Genomic DNA, 18,867 nt, shown 5'->3' with positions numbered 1-18,867 from the left:
CTCATGAAGCCACGAATATCCGTAATCACACTGGCGGTCGACAATCTCGACCGCGCTGTCGCGTTCTATCGCGACGGTCTGGGACTTCCTTCCGAGGGTATTATCGGCACGGAATTCGAGCATGGAGCCGTTGCGTTCTTTGATCTGAATGCGTCGCTGAAATTGGCGGTCTGGGCACGCGCCAACCTGGCCCACGACACAAGATTGCCACAGACCGCTCCCAGTCCGACCGATTTCTCGATTGGCCATAACGTTAACAGCCGGGACGAAGTCGATGAGGTGATGGAGCAAGGCCGCCGCGCGGGCGCAAAGATCGTCAAAGCGGCTCAGGACACGTTCTATGGAGGATATGCAGGCTATTTCCAGGACCCGGATTGTCACCTTTGGGAAGTTGTCTGGAACCCGCAGTTTCTTCCCGGTGATTAACCGGCTATTCCCTCGAGAATCGATTGACGGACGCGGATGGAAAGCTTGGCGGCATCACCCGGCTCGCAGGCGTGTGCTTTGCAAAATTTTCAATGCTTGCAGGAATGCCTTACGGTAGCTCGGTGTCGAGAACATCGAAGGAAACGCAGGTGCCCCTCTTCGGGAAAATTGCTGTCTTTCAGATCATGGTTTCTATACTGGTTACCGCGACCGTCGCTCGCGGAACAAGGCAGGTCGGGCCAATGACGAATAATTGAAACTGGGCTGCGCACCTATGCTTCCCAACTTGGGATGAACGCTTCAGCATCGACCATGCGGCAGCGCAATAATCAGTACACTATGGTCCGTAAAATGCTTTTCCAAACGACTTGCCATGGCTCTTGATGACCGACTTCACCGTGTCCTCCACTGAAAACGCCGATAATTGCCCCGTATGCGGCAATCCGCTCGCATCGCCTGATGTGGCGTGTCCGCGCTGCAACGCAAAACCTGCAACTGCCGCTGCAACCCTGATTGCCGCTGAACCTCCCGCGCCGGAAGCAGCGCCGGAAGACATGTTCTCCGACCGGTTCGCAGGCAAGCGGACCCCAGTGGATTCGCCCTATCCAAACTTCTCAGAACCGGAAACGACGGCTCCGGGCTCTAAAGGCCAAGCGGGTCGACGTCTCAAGCTTTTCGGGATCGCCCTGATAGCCTTGATCGGACTGGTCGCGGGCGCGTCGTATCTCAATCACGGGTCGGCGCCTTACGACCAGGAAGCAAAGCCCGTGGCCGGAGCACTTGCGAACGGCCTTCCTGATCCTGCTCCGCCAGGCAAAATCAATTCGCCCGTCAGCGCGAGAAACACCTCGCTTGATCTGATGGGAACTATCGATGCTGCGCGTTCGGCCATGGTGCGGGGCGAACTAAACTCCGCGCGCAAACAGTTGGCGATGCTTCCTTCCAGTCAGGATCAACGCAGCGATGTGCGGCGAATCGCCGACGAACTGAACCAGCGTGAACATGAAAGAGAGTCGGCGCTGGGCCTTGCGCGGGCCTGCGAGAAGGCTCGCGACATGCCATGTGTCTTGCGATCGGCAGGCGACGCCCTGGCGAGCGACGTATCCAATTCCGAAGCGCGCGACATGCTGTTACGCGCCGTGGCGCAGTCGGGCGTAAACCAGGTCGCTGCCGTAAACACGAACGAACAGGCCGATCCCGCTATAGCGACGCATCGACGATCGCCAGCAAGACATAAGGTCCGACGCGAATCGCAGATGCTTGCGAACGAGAACGAGATTTACTCGAAACATTGAGCAAAGTGCCGACGGTGCAGATTCCGCCGCCGCTCGCGGCGTCACAACGCGGCGGTCAATTGTCCAGTTCCGTCGACCTCACGATGCTCTGTTGCGCGTCGAGTTTGGCGAGCGCCCGAATCCGCAAGAACTGCCGGTGATGAACCAGGTGCGGTTCGACTAACCCTCTCTTAACACAGGATGACTAGGTAATATCAATGTCGATCGACAACTTTCATCCATTACTTCGCTCGCCGGATGGCTTTGCCCAAAGAGATGGGACGCGGTCATCTGGAGGCTGAAGCAACCGACGTCTCAAGGGAACATCCGGCGTGCAAATAGCCTTCTAGGCTTATCTCATTCGGCTCGCGTTTCAACCATCCTCAGGAACCGCTGCGTTCGTTCATGCTTCGGATGATCGAGTACTTCATTCGGCGGGCCTTCCTCGATCACCTGTCCTTCGTCCATGAAGATCACGCGATCCGCCACCTCACGCGCGAACCGCACCTCATGCGTGACCACCATCATGGTCATGCCGGCCTTGGCGAGCCTGCGAATAACAGCCAGCACCTCACCCACCAGCTCGGGATCGAGCGCGGAGGTCGGTTCATCGAACAGCATGAGGCGAGGAGAAATGGCGAGCGCGCGGGCTATCGCCACACGTTGCTGCTGGCCGCCGGATAAACGATGAGGCAGATGATCTGCATGGGCCGCCAATCCAACCGCGCTCAACAAGTCGAGGCCGAGCGCGTGCGCTTTTGCCGCCGGCTCCCCATAGACATGAACAGGCGCCTCGACGATGTTTCCCAGCGCGGTGAGATGATCGAACAAGTTGAAATGCTGGAACACCATCCCGATACGGGCGTCGGCCCGTGCTTTCGCAAGATTGCGAGTCGGGCGCAGGCCGCCGCCAACCTGCTTTTCATAACCGACATATTTACCGTCGACGGTTATCTGCCCCCAGTCCAGCGGTTCCAGATGATTAACCAGGCGCAGCAGCGTGCTCTTTCCTGAACCGCTCGGCCCCATCAAGACCACGACTTCACCACGCTTGATCACCAGGTCGATGCCTCGAAGTATCTCCTTTTGCCCATAGGCCTTCTGCACGTTGTAGCAGACGACGAAGGGATCGTCGGAGACCGGCACCGGGGTATCGGCGGTTCGAACGGCATCGATCCATAGGAGGTTCCTGGCCGGCGGAGCAAGCGACCTATCCGTGCTTTCGATAAGCGACGGCAACGCTGGGCGCTGCTTGCGTTCCGTCTCCGGATTGAAGGCACGCTCGAGATAGTATTGCGCCACGGCGACAGCGCTCGTCATCACCAGATAGAGGACACCGGCGGCCGCGAAGACCGTGAAGAACTTGAAATTCTGGCCGACAATCTGCTGCGCCCGGAAAGTAAGTTCGTTCACGAAGATCACCGACGCGATCGACGTGCCTTTAATCATGGAAATGCCTTGATTGGCCATGCCCGGCAGGATGGCTCGCATCGCCTGAGGCAAGACGATGCGCCGTAGCGTCAGGAGCGGTCCCATGCCGAAGGATGCCGCGGCAAGGCTCTGCTTCCGGTCCACGGAGAGAATTCCGCCGCGGATAATCTCAGCGCTGAAGGCGGCCTCGTTGAGCATGAATCCGACGACCGCAGTAGTGAAGCTATCAAGCTCGATGCCCACCACGGGCAACGCGTCATACAGGAAGATGATCTGCAATATGACCGGCGTTCCGCGCATGAACCAGATGTAGGACCACGCCGCCCCACTGACCGCGCGGACACTGGACAGCCGCATCAAGGCGAGGATCAGGCCGAGGATCGCGCCGCCGACCATTGCGAGAGCGGCTATTTCGATGGCGAGGAGCGCCCCTTTCGCGAGGAACGGATCGAAGAGATAACCTATCGCCGCCTTGATCGCCGATACGGTGATCATCGACCGGGTTGCGGCTGAAGTAGCCGTTGGAGGCAGTACCGCCGGTGCCGCTTTAGGTGTTGCCTTGGGCGTCGATGCAGCGTCCGGGCACCCTACTATGCAACCACCGCTTCCGAAGTTTCCTCCCTGCCCGCCCACCAGATCGTTCGCCGCGAAAGCCGTTGTCAGAGACAGCGCGAGCAATCCTCCGATCAGTAAAGTCCGCTTCGGAACGCTTCGATTCAGGAACCGCACGCCGACATGAAGCAGATCCCGCAACCCGTGCAGCAGTGCGATGAATGGCGTTGTCGTTCCAGCATTAGTTCGGGCAACGGATCGGTATGCCATTGACAAATCTTCCTTCTCGCCGGCCTTTGCCGGAAACGGGTCTGATAGGCTCCATTAGAAATGTCGACACTTCGCCGGGCGCGAGCAGCCGTTCAACTGAGCGGTTCCTGTTGTCATGCCGCGTTGGACAAGAGCGGCCTTCCGGCCGCCCCGGCACGCCGTGTCAGCCGCTATTCCGTCTTGATCTCGACGGGATACTGCAGCGACGGATCCACCTTGTACTTCGCCAATATTGCCTTTTCCTGGCCGCTCGCCTGGACGACCTTCAACGCTTCGGAAATGGCCTGGAGCAGTTCGGTCTCGCCCTTGTTCACCGCGACGCCAACGTGAAAGCCGCTCAGGATATTGAATGCAAGGGCGAGGTTCTGCGGCTGGTCGGCGACAAGGATGTTCGACATGGCAAGGTCGGTCATGATGACATCCACGCGGCCGCTCGCCACCTGACGCAGCCCGGCATTGAGGTCAGTGTAAGTGACCAGATTAATGTCAGGCTTTCCCATGCTGACGCACTTCTTTCCCAGGTCGTGGAACGCCGCCTCTTCAACCGTGCCAAGGCCGGCTGCCGCATTCAGGCCGCAGATGGAATCGAGGCTATCGACATGCTTGGGATTGCCCGCATGCACGATAAAGCCGGTAGCAGCGGAAAGATACAGCGCATAGTTCACCTGCTTGGCGCGGGCCGGCGTGTAGTTCAGCGTGTCCCACATGACGTCATTGCGGCCCTCGGTCACCGACGTAATCAACCCCGCCCAGACACCGACGCTTTGCGTCCACGGCACGCCGATGCAATCGAACGTCGCTTTGGCGAGATCGATATCGACGCCGATGATCCTGTCGGGATTTTGAGGGTCCCGATAGGTGAACGGCCGCTGCAGGCCATCGAGGGCTACCTTGACCGTCCTCCCGACGAGGCTGGGATACTTCTCCTTGAGTCTGGCCGGCTCACATTTGGCATCCTGTGCGTGGGCAATGCCCGCCGTAGCGAGGAACAAAACTATCAGTAAAACAAAGCTCTTGCGGATCATGGCAATGTCTCTCCCTAAGCGGCTCGTACCACAGGTGTTTTACGAATGTCCGATCACCCACTCAGACGACCAGCGCGACCGCGCGCACCGGACAACCGGTTCCCCCGATGGTCTTGATCGGGAACGCGCAAAAAAGGAAATCCTTTTGAACCAGCTTGTCGAGATGACAGAGCTGCTGAACCATGCAGATATTGTTCTCGAGCCACGCCAGATGTGTCGGGTCATGCCATTCATCCGGATGATCCATGCCGATGAGGTCGGTAGCGAACAGCGTGACTCTCTTCTCCACCATCCATTGCGCCGATTCCGCCGGGATATGCGGCCGGATACGGTTCATATTCTTTTGGCCCCACACCTTGTCAACACCGGTCCAGCAAATTAGCGCGCTTCCTGGGCCCACCGGCTTTCCCGACGCCGTCTCGGCTTCCTCGAAATCCTCGACCGTGATCGCCTCGCCGACCTTCCGATGAGTGAGGTCCAGGAGGTGGCCCGGCAGACACAACTGTTCGACGGGAATAGACGCTACGTCCATGCCATCTTCGACGAAATGGCGAGGGGCATCGATATGCGTGCCCGTGTGCTCCGAAATAAGGATCATTCGGGCTGCATAACCCACCTTTCCGCCGCTCAGTTGCCTTGTCTTGGCGATCGTATCCATCATCGGAAATGCGGTCGTCCACCCCGAGATATTTTCCATGTTCTCGGAGACTTCGTGACTTAGATCGATTACTTCCTTGATCGGATTCTGAAACATTAGCTAGTTCTCCCATTCCATCGTTTATGGTCGGCACGACACGCGTGGCGTCGATGTCTCAAGATACGATCGGGTTAAAAAAGCGGCTTGGATCAGCACGAATGATCTCTTGCCTATTTTCGTTGCAGTCGCGGCGGTTGCTTTTTTGGCTCAGGCAGATCGGGCCAGTATTGAATCAGGTGCATGGTCGCGCCACAGCAATGTCGCGACGCGGTTCACTCGCCGGTCAGCAGACACCGCTGTCGAGCGCTCTGCCGGGGTCTTTGAAGGCCTCAAACCGCTGCCCGCAGCGTTGCGTGCGCCAGCCCACACTTCACCGAAGATTCCTCACACCATTAATTTCGTCTGATCTATATTCAGTTCCACAACTTCAAAAACAATCCGTCTACAAGTCACCACTGCAATGCGCTGATTCGTCTATCGGCGCTCAGTCGGCATTGAGAACGGGTGTCGGGGCGTCGGGGCCAAGAACAAGAACTAAAGGCATGTCTGATCAAAGCACCCTTCGGGGTGCTTTTTTTTCGGTTCCGCAGTCGTCGTTAAAAACCGCACGCGCACGACAAGAGATGAAATTTGAAGATTTACCAAGCATTTAGGAATGCAGATCCTTGGCGGAAATTTGCGGTCAAATAAGCCGCTTACGTTCAGGACACACTCACGTTCCGGTAAAAACACTTTTGCGAATCGAGCCGTGCACGCCCCAGTTGGCGTCCACAACCTGAGTCACGCCGAAGTCCGCCGAGACCGACATCAGCGCAATCGCTTCATCCTCGCTCAAGCGATGCACGGTCATGAGGAAACGGCGCAATTTCCGGAAAGCGTCGCGCATGGCCTTGTCGAGGCTGGCGTGTTGCGCCACTTCAACCTGCGCGTTGGGCCCGAGTTCGGCCAGGTAGTTGGGAAAAGTGAAGCCGTACACAGACCATTGCTGCTCCGTTTCGAGCATGGGGTGAGTCAATCCCTCCAAAATCGTCCCGCCCAGTTGATCCTTTTTATGAAGGATGAATTCGAAATCGCCGGTGAGCGAGGCCTCGATCGCGGTGCCGCCAAGTTCGCTATCCCCTTGCGCCGCATGCGGATCGCCCACCGAAAAGAAGGCGCCCTCGACAGCAACCGGGTAATACATCGTCGCACCCTTGCCGACGCGCCAGTCGTCAATGTTGCCGCCTGTATAGCCTGGCGGAATCGAGCTCACATAGTCCGACTCGGAAGGCGCCAGTCCCATGGTCCCGAAATGCAGCCGCGCCTGCACCTTGATGTTGGGAAGAATTTTTTCCCGTCGCCGCACGAGCGTCTGGTCTACCTGCACGCCGGGATAGTCGATCACCGAATGGACGATGCCATCGGGATCGGTTTGCGGCGTCCAGACGTAGTTGTAGACCGCGCGCGCGAAGGGCTCGCCGGAGGTATCGAGCTCAAAGATGGTGACGACTTCCCGGGGCTTCGGTTCTTCGATCAGGTCGTGATACTGGAAGCCCCAGGAGGCCGCCACGTTCGAGCCGAAGCAGCGGCCTGCGTGACAAGCGTGGCAGCTCGGCCGGGGGCGAACGTCGAGGATGCGAACCTCCAGGATATCGCCGGGTTCCGCGCCTTCTATGACCACCGGGCCGGTCAGCAGGTGCACGCCGATCCCCTCGCCCGAGCCGAGCCTGAAAGGGCCGTCTGTCGGGCCTGCGCCGCGGCGCGACACCGCCTTGTGCTCCCGGGTCCAATGGAACACGCTCTCGGCGCCAGGGTCGCCGGCAATCATGCGCTCGTGGTCGTCGTTCGCATGATGGGTCAGCGTCTCGATGGTGGCCCGATCGCCGGACCGTAGCGTCAGGCTTGGCGCCACGCACTTGCTGAAGTATCCCCAATGCACGGTGGCAGGCGATACGAGAAGAATGTGATGCTGCATGTCCGGACCTCGAGAAGCGACGCACGCGGGGATTCGGCGCCAAGGCACGCGCCCAAGCGTACGCGAACGAAGTCTTAAGGACTTGTCTGGCCGCGCACAACTGCTAGTACAGGTGTGCACGCCAACGTGGAGAAAGACAGCACGGTGCGAGTGAAAGACCGTAAAAAATGGCTCGCGCAAAGTGCTTCATCGTGCATGGATGCGCCGCAACGGCGCATCCATGCACTGCGCTACGGCAAGCCACGCGTCGAAAACCACCCTCCACCCATAACGTCCGATGGCGCGAAGGTTGCTTCGAACTCCCCGTCATTCCGCTTTTCTTTGGGGAGCCTTGTTTGGACCTGTCGCGCTTTACTACCGAGTCATATCCCGAGGTGGAACGCGTGCGCGCATGGAGCACAGCGCTCGACCGGCTTGGCTGGTGCGGCACGCTCGAGGCTTCCGAGCACACGCTGCACGGCACGTTGACGTCGCAGACCTCGGCGGGCGGCTTCGAGCTCACGTCGCTTGCTTCTGTGCCGCAAACGCTCGACCTCAGGGCCGATAACACCGACAGCCTCATGATCGTCCTGCATCTCGACGGCGACGCGACGCTCGTGACCGACGGCCTGCGCGAACGCCTGGCTCTGCGCGACATCGTCTATGCATCGTCACAGGAAGCGGCGTCGCTCGTGTTCGCCACGAACTTTCGCCTGTTCATGGTGCGGGTTCCGCGGGTCGCGATCAACGCCCGCCTACTGTCGCCGTTTTCACTGCGCGCAGCGCGTCTTTCGGGCGATACCGGTATCGGTCACGTCTTCTCCGGTTTTCTCGTGTCGGTAGCGGAAAGTGTCGAGACGCTCTCCGCCGGCGAGCTGCGTCCGTTGGAACTGGCGCTTGCCGAGTTCCTCGTGGCGAGTCTTGCCGGGCATGAGCACAAAGGTTCGTTCGGTGGGCTTACGCCATCGCAAGCGGCTATTTTTTCGCGCATGTGCCGGTCCATCGAAGCTAACCTCGGCGATCCCGAACTGGGCGTTGGCACACTCGCAAAAGAAGAGCGCGTGTCGCCACGATACGTGCAAAAGCTGTTCGAAACCGCGGGGCAAAGTTTCTCTGCCTACCTTCGTTCGCGCAGGCTTGAGCGCTGCCGTGCAGAACTCGTCGATCCGCTGTACGAAAAGGTTTCCGTCTCCGATATTTGCTTTCGTTGGGGTTTCAACGATCCCGCGCATTTCAGCCGCGTCTTTCGCGAACGTTACGGCGCGTCCCCGCGTACGTTCCGTCACGAAGCGAGTCTCGAGATCGCACGCCATCTCGTGCGCCGCATCTCGCGTGGTTTGCCGGTCAACGCGACCGGCCTGCTCCTGCATGCGAAGCAAGGGAGTGCCGAGGCGGACGCGGATACGCTCGTTGCGCTCGATGATCCCTGCGTCGACGCGGTCCAAGTAGCAGCGCCCGCTCCGCGCGACAAGCCGCGTCATCACCTGCTGCGCGCGACGGCAAACACCGTACACTGGGGCTATTTCAGCCACAACCTGAAACCCGTGCTCGAAGTAGACAGCGGTGACACGGTCACCATCGAGACATTGACGCAGCACGCGTCCGACGACTGGGAGCGCATGGTCGCGGGCGACCCCGGCGCGGAAAGCGTTTTCCACTGGACTGCCGAGCGCAAGAACGTGAACCGGCGAGGCGCGGGGCCGATGGATGCATCGATCTTTGGCCGCGGCGCTGGTGAAGGCTTCGGCGTGCATATCTGCACGGGCCCGATCGCCGTTCGCCACGCGGAGCCCGGCGACGTGCTCGAAGTTCGCATTATCGATATTCACGCGCGGCGTTGCGCCAGCCCCAAATTCCATGGCCGCGCCTTCGGCAGCAATGCGGCTGCGTGGTGGGGCTTTCACTATCGCGAGCTGCTGACGGAACCGAAGCCGCGCGAAGTCGTCACCATCTACGAGATCGACACGGAACCGGCGCCCGACAGCGCCACCGCTTACGCGCGTGCAGTCTATAACTACCGTTGGACGCCGCAGCGCGATCCTTTCGGTGTGGTCCATCCGACCATCGACTATCCCGGCGTGCCGGTCGATCACTCGACGGTGGTCGAGAACCACGACATCCTCAAGAACGTGACCATTCCAGTGCGGCCGCATTTCGGCGTCATCGCTGTGGCCCCACAGCAGGACGGCCTGATCGATTCCATTCCACCATCGGCGTTCGGCGGCAACCTGGACAACTGGCGGGTCGCGCGCGGCGCGAGCGTTTATCTGCCGGTGGGCGTGCCGGGCGCACTGCTGTCGATCGGGGACCCGCACGCGTCACAAGGCGATTCGGAACTGTGCGGCACGGCGATCGAATGCTCGCTGACTGGTGACTTCGAACTCGTGCTACACAAGAAGAAGTCGCTGACGGACCAGCCGTTCGCCGATCTCACCTATCCGCTCGTCGAGACCGACGAAGAATGGGTGTTGCACGGATTTAGTCATCCGAACTATCTGGCTGAGTTCGGCGCAAATGCGCAGAGCGAGGTCTACCAGAAGTCGACGCTCGACCAGGCCATGCGCGACGCTTTCATCAAGACACGGCGCTTCCTCATGTCCACTAAGGGCTTGTCCGAGGATGAAGCGATCTCGCTGATGTCGGTCGCCGTGGATTTCGGCGTGACCCAGGTGGTGGATGGCAACTGGGGTGTCCACGCCATCATCCGCAAGGCGCTTTTCACTGCATGAAGCCGATCGGCTCACCACCAGCTCAAAGCTGTACACCCCGCGTGAGCGCACCATCGACAACGAGATTTGTCCCACTGACAAAACTTGCGGCAGGGCTCGCCACGAAAACCACCGCGTTGGCGATCTCCTGAGGATTCGCCATGCGTCCGGTCGGGTTCAACGCGAGCGCCTCGGCGTAGAGCGTCGGGTTGTTGTGTTCGATCCAGTCCCATACGCCGCCCTCGAAGTACACGTTGCCGGGAGACACCGTATTGGCCCGGATACCACGGGGCGCCAATTGATAAGCGAGGCCCTGCACGTAGTGAACAAGCGCCGCTTTGAAGGTGCCGTAGGGTCCGGCCGCAAAGTCTATTTCACGCCCGGAGACACTCGAGATCGCGACGATGGACCCAGCCTTGCTCGACTCCAGAAACGACAGCGCTGCATCGACAAGATTCACCGTGCCGAGCAGGTCTGTTTCGAATTCCTTGCGCCACGATTCGATATCGTTGCCGATCGCAAGAGCACTCACGTTCGCGACCACGATATCAAGGCCGTCCCACTGCGTCCCGACGCTTGCGACCCACGCCTTCAAGGCGGCGCCATCGGCTACGTCGATTGACGCGCCCAGCGCACGCCCCCCGCTAAGTCCTTTCAGATCAACCACCGCCGCTTCGACAGCTGCTGCATCCCGCGCGCAAATCGCGACATCGACGCCCTCCCTCGCAAGCGTCCGTGCGATCGCGAGGCCAATGCCCTTGGTGCCGCCGGTGACGATCGCCTTCAAACCCTTGAGTTGCAAATCCATGGTCGTTGTCCTGAGAAGCAAGATTGCTTTATCACGGTCACCGCTTCGGAAGGTATTTCTTCGCCACCTTGCAGACGTAGGTGAACTTCGGATTGACCATCTGCGTGCAGCGGGCTTCGGCTATCTGTCCCAGCAACATGTAGGCTTCCGACGCAGGTATCCGGTACTCCTCCTCGAGCCAGTAGATCATTTCCTCGAAGGCGATGCGCAAGGCGTCGTCAAGCGGACGGGCGCAGCCGACAGCACAGATATGTGTCGGCGTTTCGATGCGCGGCCACGTCATATGTTTAGGCGCCGGCACGAGGTCCACCCTCAGGGTCAGGTGACCGCGAATTTCGATAGCCCCCATGCCGTTGCATTCCGCATCGCCCTGCAAAGCATGCACGTCACCAAAATAGAGGTACGCGCCTTCATGGAAAACGGGGAACATGATGCGGTTGCCGTTCGTGACCTCCTGAATGTCCAGGTTGCCGCCATGCACGCCGTTATCGATTGTGAGCGTGCCCCCGGCGACCGGGGCTACCCCGATCACGCCGACCATCGGGTGCGCTTCAAGCTTCAGGGTATCGCTCCAGTGCACAATGCCGTTCTCCACCACGACGTTGCGGTTCTGGATGCCGAATTCCTTCTTGCGCACCCAGTCGGGAAAGATCCCGATGCCCGGCCAGAGCGCCGTATAACCGAGTCCATGCACGCCGACTTCAAGCACGTCGATCACCACCATGTCGCCGGGCTTCGCCCCCTTCAGCCGCACCGGCCCGGTAGCCGGATTGACGAACGGCAGCGTCACCTTCGTTTCGTCGAGCTTCTCGTGCACATGCGTGATCAGATGGCCGCCGATATTCAGCTCCGTCTCCACCTCGAAGGTTTCACCGGGCACTACTTCGGCGATAAAGCTGTCGGTCGCGGCGAGCGCGTATTTCAGTTGCTGCTTGCTGATGACCTGATGGTGCGTGGACGCAATGTTCATGGTTTCATCGGTTTCCGGTGAGTAAGCAGGATCAGTCGAACTTGTGCCAGGGCATCAGGAAACGCTCCAGGCGTCCGACGAGAAACGAAAGAAAAAGCGCAAGGACGATGGTCACCACCACACCGGCGAACACCTTGGGAATGATGTAAAGGCTGCCCGCCTTGAAGATGGCATGCCCGAGCCCGTCGGCCGACGACATGAACTCGCCGAGGATCGCGCCGATCAGCGCAAAACCGACGGTCAGCTTCAGGCCCGCGAAGATATCGCGCAGCGACGCGGGGATGACGAGTTTGGTAAAGACCTGACGCTTGGCGGCGCCAAGGGTGCGCATCAGGTTGATCTGGTCGTCGTCTACTGCGGTCGCGCCCTTGTAGGCGATCACCAGCGCCACCACCACTACCGATAGCGTAGACATTGCGAGCTTCGAGGCAAGCCCGGTGCCGAACCAGATGATCACAAGCGGCGCGAGCGCGACCACCGGTATAGACCCAAGCGCGACGATGAATGGATGCGCGACCTTCGAGACGAAGCGCGAATACCAGAGCAGCAGCCCGAGCACCGTGCCAATGACGTTGCCGAGCAGGAACCCCAGCAACGTCTCCATGCCGGTCACACCCGCATCGTGGACAAGGCTGCCGTCCTCCTGCATCTTCACGAGAAAACCCCAGATCTCTGAAGGAGAACCAAATAGAAACGCGTTGAGTGCCTGCTTCGATGTCGCGTATTGCCACAGGCCGAGCAGCACGGCGAGCAAACCGAACTGGCAGGCAAAAACCGCGAGCCTGCCACGCAATCGCTTCCACGCGCGGCGCCGCTTGACGGACGCCAGTGTGCGAGGCGATGAATTCATGGGCGCCGCGCTGCCTGCTTCCTCGAACATGCGTCTCATCCTCGTCAGGTGCCGGGTCAGGTTTCAGCCATACGCACGTCGAGCTCGGACCAGATCTCGCGTACCAGCGCAGCGAACCCCGGGGCGTCGCGCATTGCCATCATGTCGCTGCGATCGCCCTGCAGGCGGATATCGTGGATCACCTTGATCCGCGACGGCCGATGCGTCAGCACGATCACGCGGTCCGACAACGACACAGCTTCCTCCACGTCGTGCGTGATGAGCAACACCGAACGCCCGTCGCTGCGCACAAGCTTCGCCATGTCGCTTTCGAGCACGACCTTGGTCTGGAAATCGAGTGCGGCAAAGGGTTCGTCGAGCAGGATCACATCGGGGCCGGTGACCAGCGTTCGCGCCAGCGCCACGCGTTGGCGCATGCCGCCGGAGAGTGCCGTCGGGTAGTAGTCGTGGAACGCTCCGAGGCCGACCCTGTACAGCATCGCGTGGGCTTTCTTCTCACGTTCGGCGCGCGGCATGCCGGTCAGCTCAAGACCGAGCGTGACGTTGGCAAGCGCCGTGCGCCACGACATCAGCATGTCCTTCTGCAGCATGTAGCCGATACCCTTCGGGACATCGGTGAGCGGCTTGCCGTGCCACAGCACGTCGCCGCGCGTCGGCCGCACGAGTCCGCTCATCAGGTTCAGCAGCGTGGTCTTGCCGCACCCCGATGGTCCGACCAGACTCACGATCTCACCCGCCTTCAGGCTGAACGAAATGTCACCGATGACCGGACTCGCGTCGTCGTCATCGCCGTAGGTCTTGCCGATGTTGCGCGCAGTCAGCGGCACGCCGGTTTTACCGGGCGTGCCGGTTGCGCTGTATGGTGCTTCACTCTCAGGCATGTGCGCCTTGCTCACTCACTTGGCGGCGACGGCCGTGCCGCCGCCGGCCGCGGCCATCTTCGCCGCCTTGTCGGCGTACTGGTTGTCGATCACATCGCCGAATGCAATCGACGCCTGCACATTGCCGAGGTACTTCTGCATCGACATCAGGTTGGCCCACTGCTTCTGGTCGACAGGGATCGTCTGCGCCGGGATCTTGTATTGCAATTCCATGTCGATGGCGCGATCGACGACGTCGCCGGGCACGTCGGGAAATTCAGTGCGCGCGACCTGCTTGGCGTAGTCCGGCTTCGCGTAGGTCAGACGCGCCGACTCTTCGAGCGCATCGACAAGCGCCTGGACCACGTCGGGATGCGCCTTCGCGTACTCGGGCAGGACCATCACGCCGGTGTTGCAGAACGGACCCATGTAGCTCGAGAAGTCGAACACGACCTTCGCGCCCTGCGCGATCGCCGCCGCGACATTCGGCTGATATGCGACGGCCACGTCGGCGCGGCCCGCGAGCATCGCACCGATCTCCGTGCCTGGATTCACTTCGATGATCTTCGCGTCGGCGCCGAGCTTCAGCCCGTTGTCCTGCATGAGCTTCTTGGTGACACTGTAATTCGTGTTCGGATCGGGCGAGGTCACGAAGGTCAGTCCCTTGAACCCCTTGGGATTGGTGATCGGCGCGGCGACAGTCTTCGACACGCCGAAGTAATGGGCACGCTGCACCAGTGTGCCGACGACCATCCCGGGACCGCCTCGCTCCCGCGACATCTCGACCATTGTGGGGTCACCCACCGCGAACTGCGCGGTCCTGCCGAGCACGGCGGCGAAGGCCTGCGTGTCACCGCCGGCTGCTGTCAGATGCAGCGTTAGCCCGTGCTTCTCGAAGATCTTCGCGTGCTGGCCGACGTAGAGGTCGATGTACCCAAGGTTATGCACGGCTTCGACGAATTCGATGGGCTGGAGTGGCGCAGCCAGCGCCGTTTCGCTCAGGCCGACGGTGCCTGCGAGCAATAGCGCGGCACAAGCGCAGGATCTGGAGATGGTCGTAAGGGTTGTCATGTTGGTCGGGCTCCGTGCAGCTTGCCAGTGAATGGAAGGCTATCCGTCACCAGGCACGCGCCCGGTATGCGTCTCGCTCGGAACATCATATGAACTCAATAAATACCCTATATGCGCTGGCGCGAACGAAATCTTGTCGTACGGCGCACAAGTAGACGACCGATGTGTCGGTCAAAGATGCCAATGCGTTGGAGTCAAACTTACCGGGCAAGCATGTTCTTGCCGGTGCGGGATCAATGCGAGATGTGCTTGGCCCAATCCAACCAGCCGAGCGCCTTTGCGGTGTTATCGCCGAACTGGTTGGTGTGGTTTAGGTCTGCCCGGACAGCCGCCTCGCCTCGCTTGGCTAACTCGGCTTCGAACTGCTGCACATCTTCGTCCATTCGCTTCCCCGGCAGCCGAAAAAATCAACCGGGCGCGACGCATCGATCGCATCGGCAAGCACGTGCCAATGCGGTCGATACATCGTGCTCCAACAATGGGGACGGGACCGTTACCTGGGATCAGCTCCAGTCGTCCATGTCGTGCTTGATCGAGTGTCGATTGGCGATCAGTTCATCGATAGTCGGTTCACCGGTCAGCGCACGGCGAATCGCGAGCTTGGTCGCTTCGTAGTTGGTGCGGTACATATCCTTCTTGTCGAGATTGGGATCCGTCACACAGCGCGGGTCGATCCAGACCAGGCTGATGATGCACAGCTCGTTTGCCATCTCTTTCGGGATCAGCCCTTCAATCACGCAGTCGATGACCGCATCGGCCGTAGCCGATTGCACCACGCCGCCGAACAATTCGATGGTCGCCATGTCCTTGAGCGTCACCTTCGGCACGAGCATCGTGACCGGGCGCACGAGCTGGTTGCAGGCGCGGATGGCAAACATGGCCGTGTGCCCCTTGCTCTGCGCCATCATGTTCGCAAACGCCTGGCCGACCGGCCCGTCGACGCGGCCAATCAAGATTTCCGGCATGGCGTCGGTAGCCTGGCCAGGGGCGGCAAACACGGTGGCTTCGCCAGCATGGAATATGAATTTATCGGTCATCGAGCTGTCTCCTTAGCGGGTTCGATGCAAAGCGGTTACTCTATCACCGCGTTTTCCGTTGCAGGCTATTGCGTCCTATGGCTGCGAAAACCTTGAATCATTCCTCATTCAACTGCTGTTGCGCATGAACGCCATTTCCACATCGTCCGACCGCCGAAATCGTCACCGTGTTTCATGCATCATTTGCGCATTCAACGAGGCCCCGCGGATTGGCGCGGTGCTCGCGGTCGCATCCGCGCATCCACTGCTGGGCGAAGTCATCGTGGTCGACGACGGCTCGACCGATGGCACTGCCGAGATCGTCAAACGCTTTCCATCAGTAAGCTTGATTCAATGCGAGGTGAACCGCGGTAAGAGCGCGGCGATGGCCGTTGGCATCGCCGCCGCCCAGAACGAGTTGCTCATGCTGCTCGATGCGGACCTCAAGGGGCTCGCCGCCGAACACGTCACCGCGCTCGCGGCCCCCGTGCTGAGCGGCGCCGCGGATGTCAGCCTGAGCCTGCGGCAGAACAGCCTGCTGCTGTTTCGCGCGATCGGTCTCGATTTCGTTTCGGGAGAGCGCATGGTCAGGAAAGAACTGCTGAGCGAGGCGCTCAAGGAAATTCATCGCTTACCGCGCTTTGGAATTGAAGTGTTCATGAATCGCCTGATCATCGCGCGCCGGCTCTCGATTGCGGTCACCCACTGGCCCAAGGTCACGCAAGCCCGCAAGACTGAAAAACTCGGCTACTGGAAAGGCATCCGCGCGGAATGGCGCATGATCGCCGACTTGTTGACGGTCACTTACCCGCTCGCCCTCCTGTCACAGACGTGTCATCTATTTGCTCTACGAGTCGATCATGCCGGACACGCACCGTTCTCCGTGCGGATCAGGAGGCCTCGCGATACCGCGGCTTAATCCACCCTGCGCTACCCTGCGGGACTCAGTCGGGAGCGGCAGCTGACGTGACCATGTACCGCCGCCATGCAAGGGCAGCAAAGCCAGCGGCGCCCAGAATCAGCGGGCAATAGAGCGTGGCGAAACGCCAAAGCATCAGGGCCGTCGCCATGGCCGCCCGTGGAACCCAGGCCGCGAACGCGGCAGCAAGCGCAAGATCGCCGCCGCCTCCGCCAGCGGGCACGCCCGTCCAGAGCGCCGCATGCAGCACCACCGCCTGCACCGCCAGAACGAATCCGAGGGGCAACCGGTACCCAAGTTCGAGCAGGACAAACCACAGGGCGCTGTAGCGAAGCAGCCATTGCAGCGTAGTAAGCAGCAATAATGCGGCGAACCGGTCGCGCGGTCCCGTCAATAGCAATACCCACTGCTGGCGCACACTCTGGCGGAACCGCTCCAACCGGGCCCGCCGCGCTTTGATCCATGGGACACGGTGGCCCACCGCGTCAAACGCACGCGCGATATACCCGCGACATGCCCATAGCGCGCCGATCAGGATCGCGACAACTCCCAACACTCCGGCGACGGTCGACAAGCTGACTCTCGGGGCTAGATAAGTCAGTGGGCCCACGGAAAACACAAGCGCGATCGGCACCGCTATCGCGAAGAACGTCAGATCGAGTGCCTGGTCGGCGCCGACAACAGTAGTGGCAATCGCCCACGAGGCCCCGGCGCGCTGCAGCAATGCCATATTGACCCCATACCCGGCTGCTCCCAGAGGCGAGACGAGGAAGGCGAAATCGGTTACGAGGGTAATCGCAAACGTGCGCAAGAAACGCAGACGAAGCCCAAGCGTCGCTTGCAACAAGTGCAGCTTGCCAGCCTTCGCCAGCGCGCTCACAGCGGCGCTCGCTGCCAGCGCCAGGAATACTTGCACCGGCACCGTCAGCAGGCTCGTGAACAAGCCCTGGGGGCCTAGTACGAAGGGCACGCCCATTGAGAGTCCGACCCCCAGCACGGCGAGCATCGTCGCCGCGTTACGTGTGTGAGCGCCGGTCACGAGGTCCGCCCTTGCCGCCGGGCGCATGAACTCGACATCCGCAGGCTATATGGCGATGGAGCGATCGAGTCGTCTGGCACGATCCGTGGTTTGAGAGGCCGAAGAATATGCATGCGGTTGGGCGCGTCCTTAAAGCAGCTTGATTACCTGAGTTCGTGCGATGCGAGACAACGCAGCGCTCTGCATCGTCCGGTCGCCGGTGTGATCGAACCCGCATTCTCCAGTGCGATGATGACAGTCGCACTTCGTCGCACGGTGACAAGCACGGCCTTGGCCACCGCGCTCCTGCAGAGACAGCCGTCACGACTCTATCGTTCCGCGACCGTTTGATACGGCACTGAATCTTCCTCTATCCATCGTCCACGCACGCAATGCTGTGTTGCGAAGATCGGCCGCTCACGTCACACAACGGTCGTCAGACCGGGGTAGCTTCATAAGCCTCCCCGCACGAAATTTGCATGTTCTCACTTCACCGCCAAGACGCTATTTGCATTGGCCGCCAGCGCGTCGGCGCATGGGACCGAAAGTGCTGATTTTCTTGGCGCGTATCCGGTTTTAGTTATGCGCTCAGTGGGGAAAAGTAACATTTTCACATCGACAAATTGCAACGCTACAGTTATTGCAATCCGGCAATTCATGAAAGGAGATGCGATGGTCTTTTATCACCACGGTGCCGCTATTCAACCCTCCGTAACACGACTAGGCAACACGTTCCTTGCGCGCGTTTCCATTCTGGAGGAAGACGGCGAAGCTACGTCTCTTGGGGATCTTGGACAGTTTGCCAATCGCGATTGTGCCTACGAGTTTGCTGTACGCAGTGCCACAGCGTTCATCGATGGCGAGCCCTTGCCGCGCTCGCCATTTCAACAATTACCGGCCAGGTGAAACGACTTGCGGCCACGCGCTAGCGGCGCACAGTGGCACGTCGTTCCGCATACGGTCGAAGCGACGCTGGAAGTGCGGAAATGATGAACTCCATCCGGGGTGGAGCCATGTTGGCTCCACCCCGGCGAGTACC

Annotated in this window: 18 protein-coding genes; 6 read left to right on the top strand and 12 right to left on the bottom strand. The window is 60.3% G+C overall.

The features are described from left to right. The first annotated feature begins 3 nt into the window (after positions 1-3). Positions 4-426 carry a VOC family protein gene (locus tag M0D69_RS24250; protein ID WP_301784416.1) on the top strand — a complete coding sequence of 141 codons (423 nt, stop codon included), beginning with the start codon at positions 4-6 and terminating at the stop codon, positions 424-426. A gap of 398 nt (positions 427-824) precedes the next feature. Then, a complete protein-coding gene (locus M0D69_RS24245) occupies positions 825-1,721 on the top strand; it encodes a hypothetical protein (RefSeq protein WP_301784415.1) in 897 nt (298 codons plus the stop codon). Between the two features lie 336 nt (positions 1,722-2,057). On the opposite strand, the gene M0D69_RS24240 is transcribed toward M0D69_RS24245, so the two are convergent. From M0D69_RS24240 to M0D69_RS24230, 3 genes are all read right to left on the bottom strand, one after another. Further along, the gene (locus M0D69_RS24240) at positions 2,058-3,953 is read right to left on the bottom strand and encodes an amino acid ABC transporter permease/ATP-binding protein (protein ID WP_301784414.1); all 1,896 of its coding nucleotides are present in this window, start codon (positions 3,951-3,953) and stop codon (positions 2,058-2,060) included. Between the two features lie 170 nt (positions 3,954-4,123). Continuing rightward, on the bottom strand, positions 4,124-4,978 hold the full coding sequence (locus M0D69_RS24235) for a transporter substrate-binding domain-containing protein (protein ID WP_301784413.1): 855 nt from the start codon (positions 4,976-4,978) through the stop codon (positions 4,124-4,126). A gap of 61 nt (positions 4,979-5,039) precedes the next feature. After that, positions 5,040-5,732 carry a cyclase family protein gene (locus tag M0D69_RS24230; RefSeq protein ID WP_301784412.1) on the bottom strand — a complete coding sequence of 231 codons (693 nt, stop codon included), beginning with the start codon at positions 5,730-5,732 and terminating at the stop codon, positions 5,040-5,042. A 53-nt stretch (positions 5,733-5,785) separates the two neighbouring features. On the opposite strand from M0D69_RS24230, the gene M0D69_RS24225 reads away from it, so the two are divergent. Next, positions 5,786-6,328, top strand: a complete 543-nt coding sequence (locus M0D69_RS24225; protein WP_301784411.1) for a hypothetical protein — start codon at positions 5,786-5,788, stop codon at positions 6,326-6,328. Between the two features lie 59 nt (positions 6,329-6,387). Here M0D69_RS24225 and M0D69_RS24220 read toward each other — a convergent pair whose 3' ends face one another. Then, positions 6,388-7,566: an acetamidase/formamidase family protein gene (locus M0D69_RS24220; protein ID WP_301784410.1), complete on the bottom strand. Its 1,179-nt coding sequence runs from the start codon at positions 7,564-7,566 to the stop codon at positions 6,388-6,390. 398 nt (positions 7,567-7,964) lie between these two features. Between M0D69_RS24220 and M0D69_RS24215 the strand changes: the two genes are divergently transcribed. Continuing rightward, a complete protein-coding gene (locus tag M0D69_RS24215; protein ID WP_301784409.1) occupies positions 7,965-10,337 on the top strand; it encodes an acetamidase/formamidase family protein in 2,373 nt (790 codons plus the stop codon). Between the two features lie 22 nt (positions 10,338-10,359). Here M0D69_RS24215 and M0D69_RS24210 read toward each other — a convergent pair whose 3' ends face one another. The 7 genes from M0D69_RS24210 to fae all read right to left on the bottom strand — a co-directional run bounded on the left by M0D69_RS24210 (position 10,360) and on the right by fae (position 15,912). Next, positions 10,360-11,124 (bottom strand): SDR family NAD(P)-dependent oxidoreductase, encoded by a 765-nt coding sequence (locus M0D69_RS24210; RefSeq protein ID WP_301784408.1) that lies wholly within the window; start codon positions 11,122-11,124, stop codon positions 10,360-10,362. A 37-nt stretch (positions 11,125-11,161) separates the two neighbouring features. Then, positions 11,162-12,094 carry an acetamidase/formamidase family protein gene (locus M0D69_RS24205; RefSeq protein WP_301784407.1) on the bottom strand — a complete coding sequence of 311 codons (933 nt, stop codon included), beginning with the start codon at positions 12,092-12,094 and terminating at the stop codon, positions 11,162-11,164. A gap of 31 nt (positions 12,095-12,125) precedes the next feature. Then, positions 12,126-12,974: an ABC transporter permease gene (locus tag M0D69_RS24200; protein WP_301784406.1), complete on the bottom strand. Its 849-nt coding sequence runs from the start codon at positions 12,972-12,974 to the stop codon at positions 12,126-12,128. Between the two features lie 26 nt (positions 12,975-13,000). Next, a complete protein-coding gene (locus tag M0D69_RS24195; protein ID WP_301784405.1) occupies positions 13,001-13,825 on the bottom strand; it encodes an ABC transporter ATP-binding protein in 825 nt (274 codons plus the stop codon). Between the two features lie 15 nt (positions 13,826-13,840). Further along, on the bottom strand, positions 13,841-14,875 hold the full coding sequence (locus tag M0D69_RS24190; protein WP_301784404.1) for an ABC transporter substrate-binding protein: 1,035 nt from the start codon (positions 14,873-14,875) through the stop codon (positions 13,841-13,843). 233 nt (positions 14,876-15,108) lie between these two features. Then, positions 15,109-15,258 (bottom strand): hypothetical protein, encoded by a 150-nt coding sequence (locus tag M0D69_RS24185; RefSeq protein WP_301784403.1) that lies wholly within the window; start codon positions 15,256-15,258, stop codon positions 15,109-15,111. A 120-nt stretch (positions 15,259-15,378) separates the two neighbouring features. After that, positions 15,379-15,912 (bottom strand): formaldehyde-activating enzyme, encoded by a 534-nt coding sequence (gene fae / locus M0D69_RS24180; protein WP_301784402.1) that lies wholly within the window; start codon positions 15,910-15,912, stop codon positions 15,379-15,381. A gap of 124 nt (positions 15,913-16,036) precedes the next feature. Here fae and M0D69_RS24175 point away from each other — a divergent pair, with 124 nt between their 5' ends. Beyond that, entirely contained in the window at positions 16,037-16,810 is a 774-nt protein-coding gene (locus M0D69_RS24175; protein ID WP_301784401.1) for a glycosyltransferase, read from the top strand. Positions 16,811-16,835: 25 nt separating this feature from the next. Here the strand turns inward: M0D69_RS24175 and M0D69_RS24170 are convergent, their stop codons facing one another. Then, positions 16,836-17,849 (bottom strand): flippase-like domain-containing protein, encoded by a 1,014-nt coding sequence (locus tag M0D69_RS24170; RefSeq protein WP_301784400.1) that lies wholly within the window; start codon positions 17,847-17,849, stop codon positions 16,836-16,838. Positions 17,850-18,500: 651 nt separating this feature from the next. On the opposite strand from M0D69_RS24170, the gene M0D69_RS24165 reads away from it, so the two are divergent. After that, on the top strand, positions 18,501-18,734 hold the full coding sequence (locus tag M0D69_RS24165) for a hypothetical protein (RefSeq protein ID WP_047897181.1): 234 nt from the start codon (positions 18,501-18,503) through the stop codon (positions 18,732-18,734). The last annotated feature ends 133 nt before the right edge of the window (positions 18,735-18,867 follow it).

The organism is Caballeronia sp. SEWSISQ10-4 2 (genome assembly GCF_030464885.1).
In the GTDB taxonomy this organism is placed as follows: Bacteria; Pseudomonadota; Gammaproteobacteria; order Burkholderiales; family Burkholderiaceae; genus Caballeronia.
Note: the sequence above shows the minus strand (reverse complement) of the source record. Positions and strands in the feature narration are given on the sequence as shown.

What these genes read in the sequence shown, in the direction of transcription:
- M0D69_RS24205 (WP_301784407.1), bottom strand. Translation starts at nt 12,094, where the DNA reads ATGAACATTGCGTCCACGCACCATCAGGTCATCAGCAAGCAGCAACTG.
- M0D69_RS24250 (WP_301784416.1), top strand. Translation starts at nt 4, where the DNA reads ATGAAGCCACGAATATCCGTAATCACACTGGCGGTCGACAATCTCGAC.
- M0D69_RS24210 (WP_301784408.1), bottom strand. Translation starts at nt 11,124, where the DNA reads ATGGATTTGCAACTCAAGGGTTTGAAGGCGATCGTCACCGGCGGCACC.
- M0D69_RS24200 (WP_301784406.1), bottom strand. Translation starts at nt 12,974, where the DNA reads ATGTTCGAGGAAGCAGGCAGCGCGGCGCCCATGAATTCATCGCCTCGC.
- M0D69_RS24175 (WP_301784401.1), top strand. Translation starts at nt 16,037, where the DNA reads ATGAACGCCATTTCCACATCGTCCGACCGCCGAAATCGTCACCGTGTT.
- M0D69_RS24185 (WP_301784403.1), bottom strand. Translation starts at nt 15,258, where the DNA reads ATGGACGAAGATGTGCAGCAGTTCGAAGCCGAGTTAGCCAAGCGAGGC.
- M0D69_RS24165 (WP_047897181.1), top strand. Translation starts at nt 18,501, where the DNA reads ATGGTCTTTTATCACCACGGTGCCGCTATTCAACCCTCCGTAACACGA.
- M0D69_RS24240 (WP_301784414.1), bottom strand. Translation starts at nt 3,953, where the DNA reads ATGGCATACCGATCCGTTGCCCGAACTAATGCTGGAACGACAACGCCA.
- M0D69_RS24235 (WP_301784413.1), bottom strand. Translation starts at nt 4,978, where the DNA reads ATGATCCGCAAGAGCTTTGTTTTACTGATAGTTTTGTTCCTCGCTACG.
- M0D69_RS24190 (WP_301784404.1), bottom strand. Translation starts at nt 14,875, where the DNA reads ATGACAACCCTTACGACCATCTCCAGATCCTGCGCTTGTGCCGCGCTA.
- M0D69_RS24230 (WP_301784412.1), bottom strand. Translation starts at nt 5,732, where the DNA reads ATGTTTCAGAATCCGATCAAGGAAGTAATCGATCTAAGTCACGAAGTC.
- fae (WP_301784402.1), bottom strand. Translation starts at nt 15,912, where the DNA reads ATGACCGATAAATTCATATTCCATGCTGGCGAAGCCACCGTGTTTGCC.
- M0D69_RS24225 (WP_301784411.1), top strand. Translation starts at nt 5,786, where the DNA reads ATGTCTCAAGATACGATCGGGTTAAAAAAGCGGCTTGGATCAGCACGA.
- M0D69_RS24195 (WP_301784405.1), bottom strand. Translation starts at nt 13,825, where the DNA reads ATGCCTGAGAGTGAAGCACCATACAGCGCAACCGGCACGCCCGGTAAA.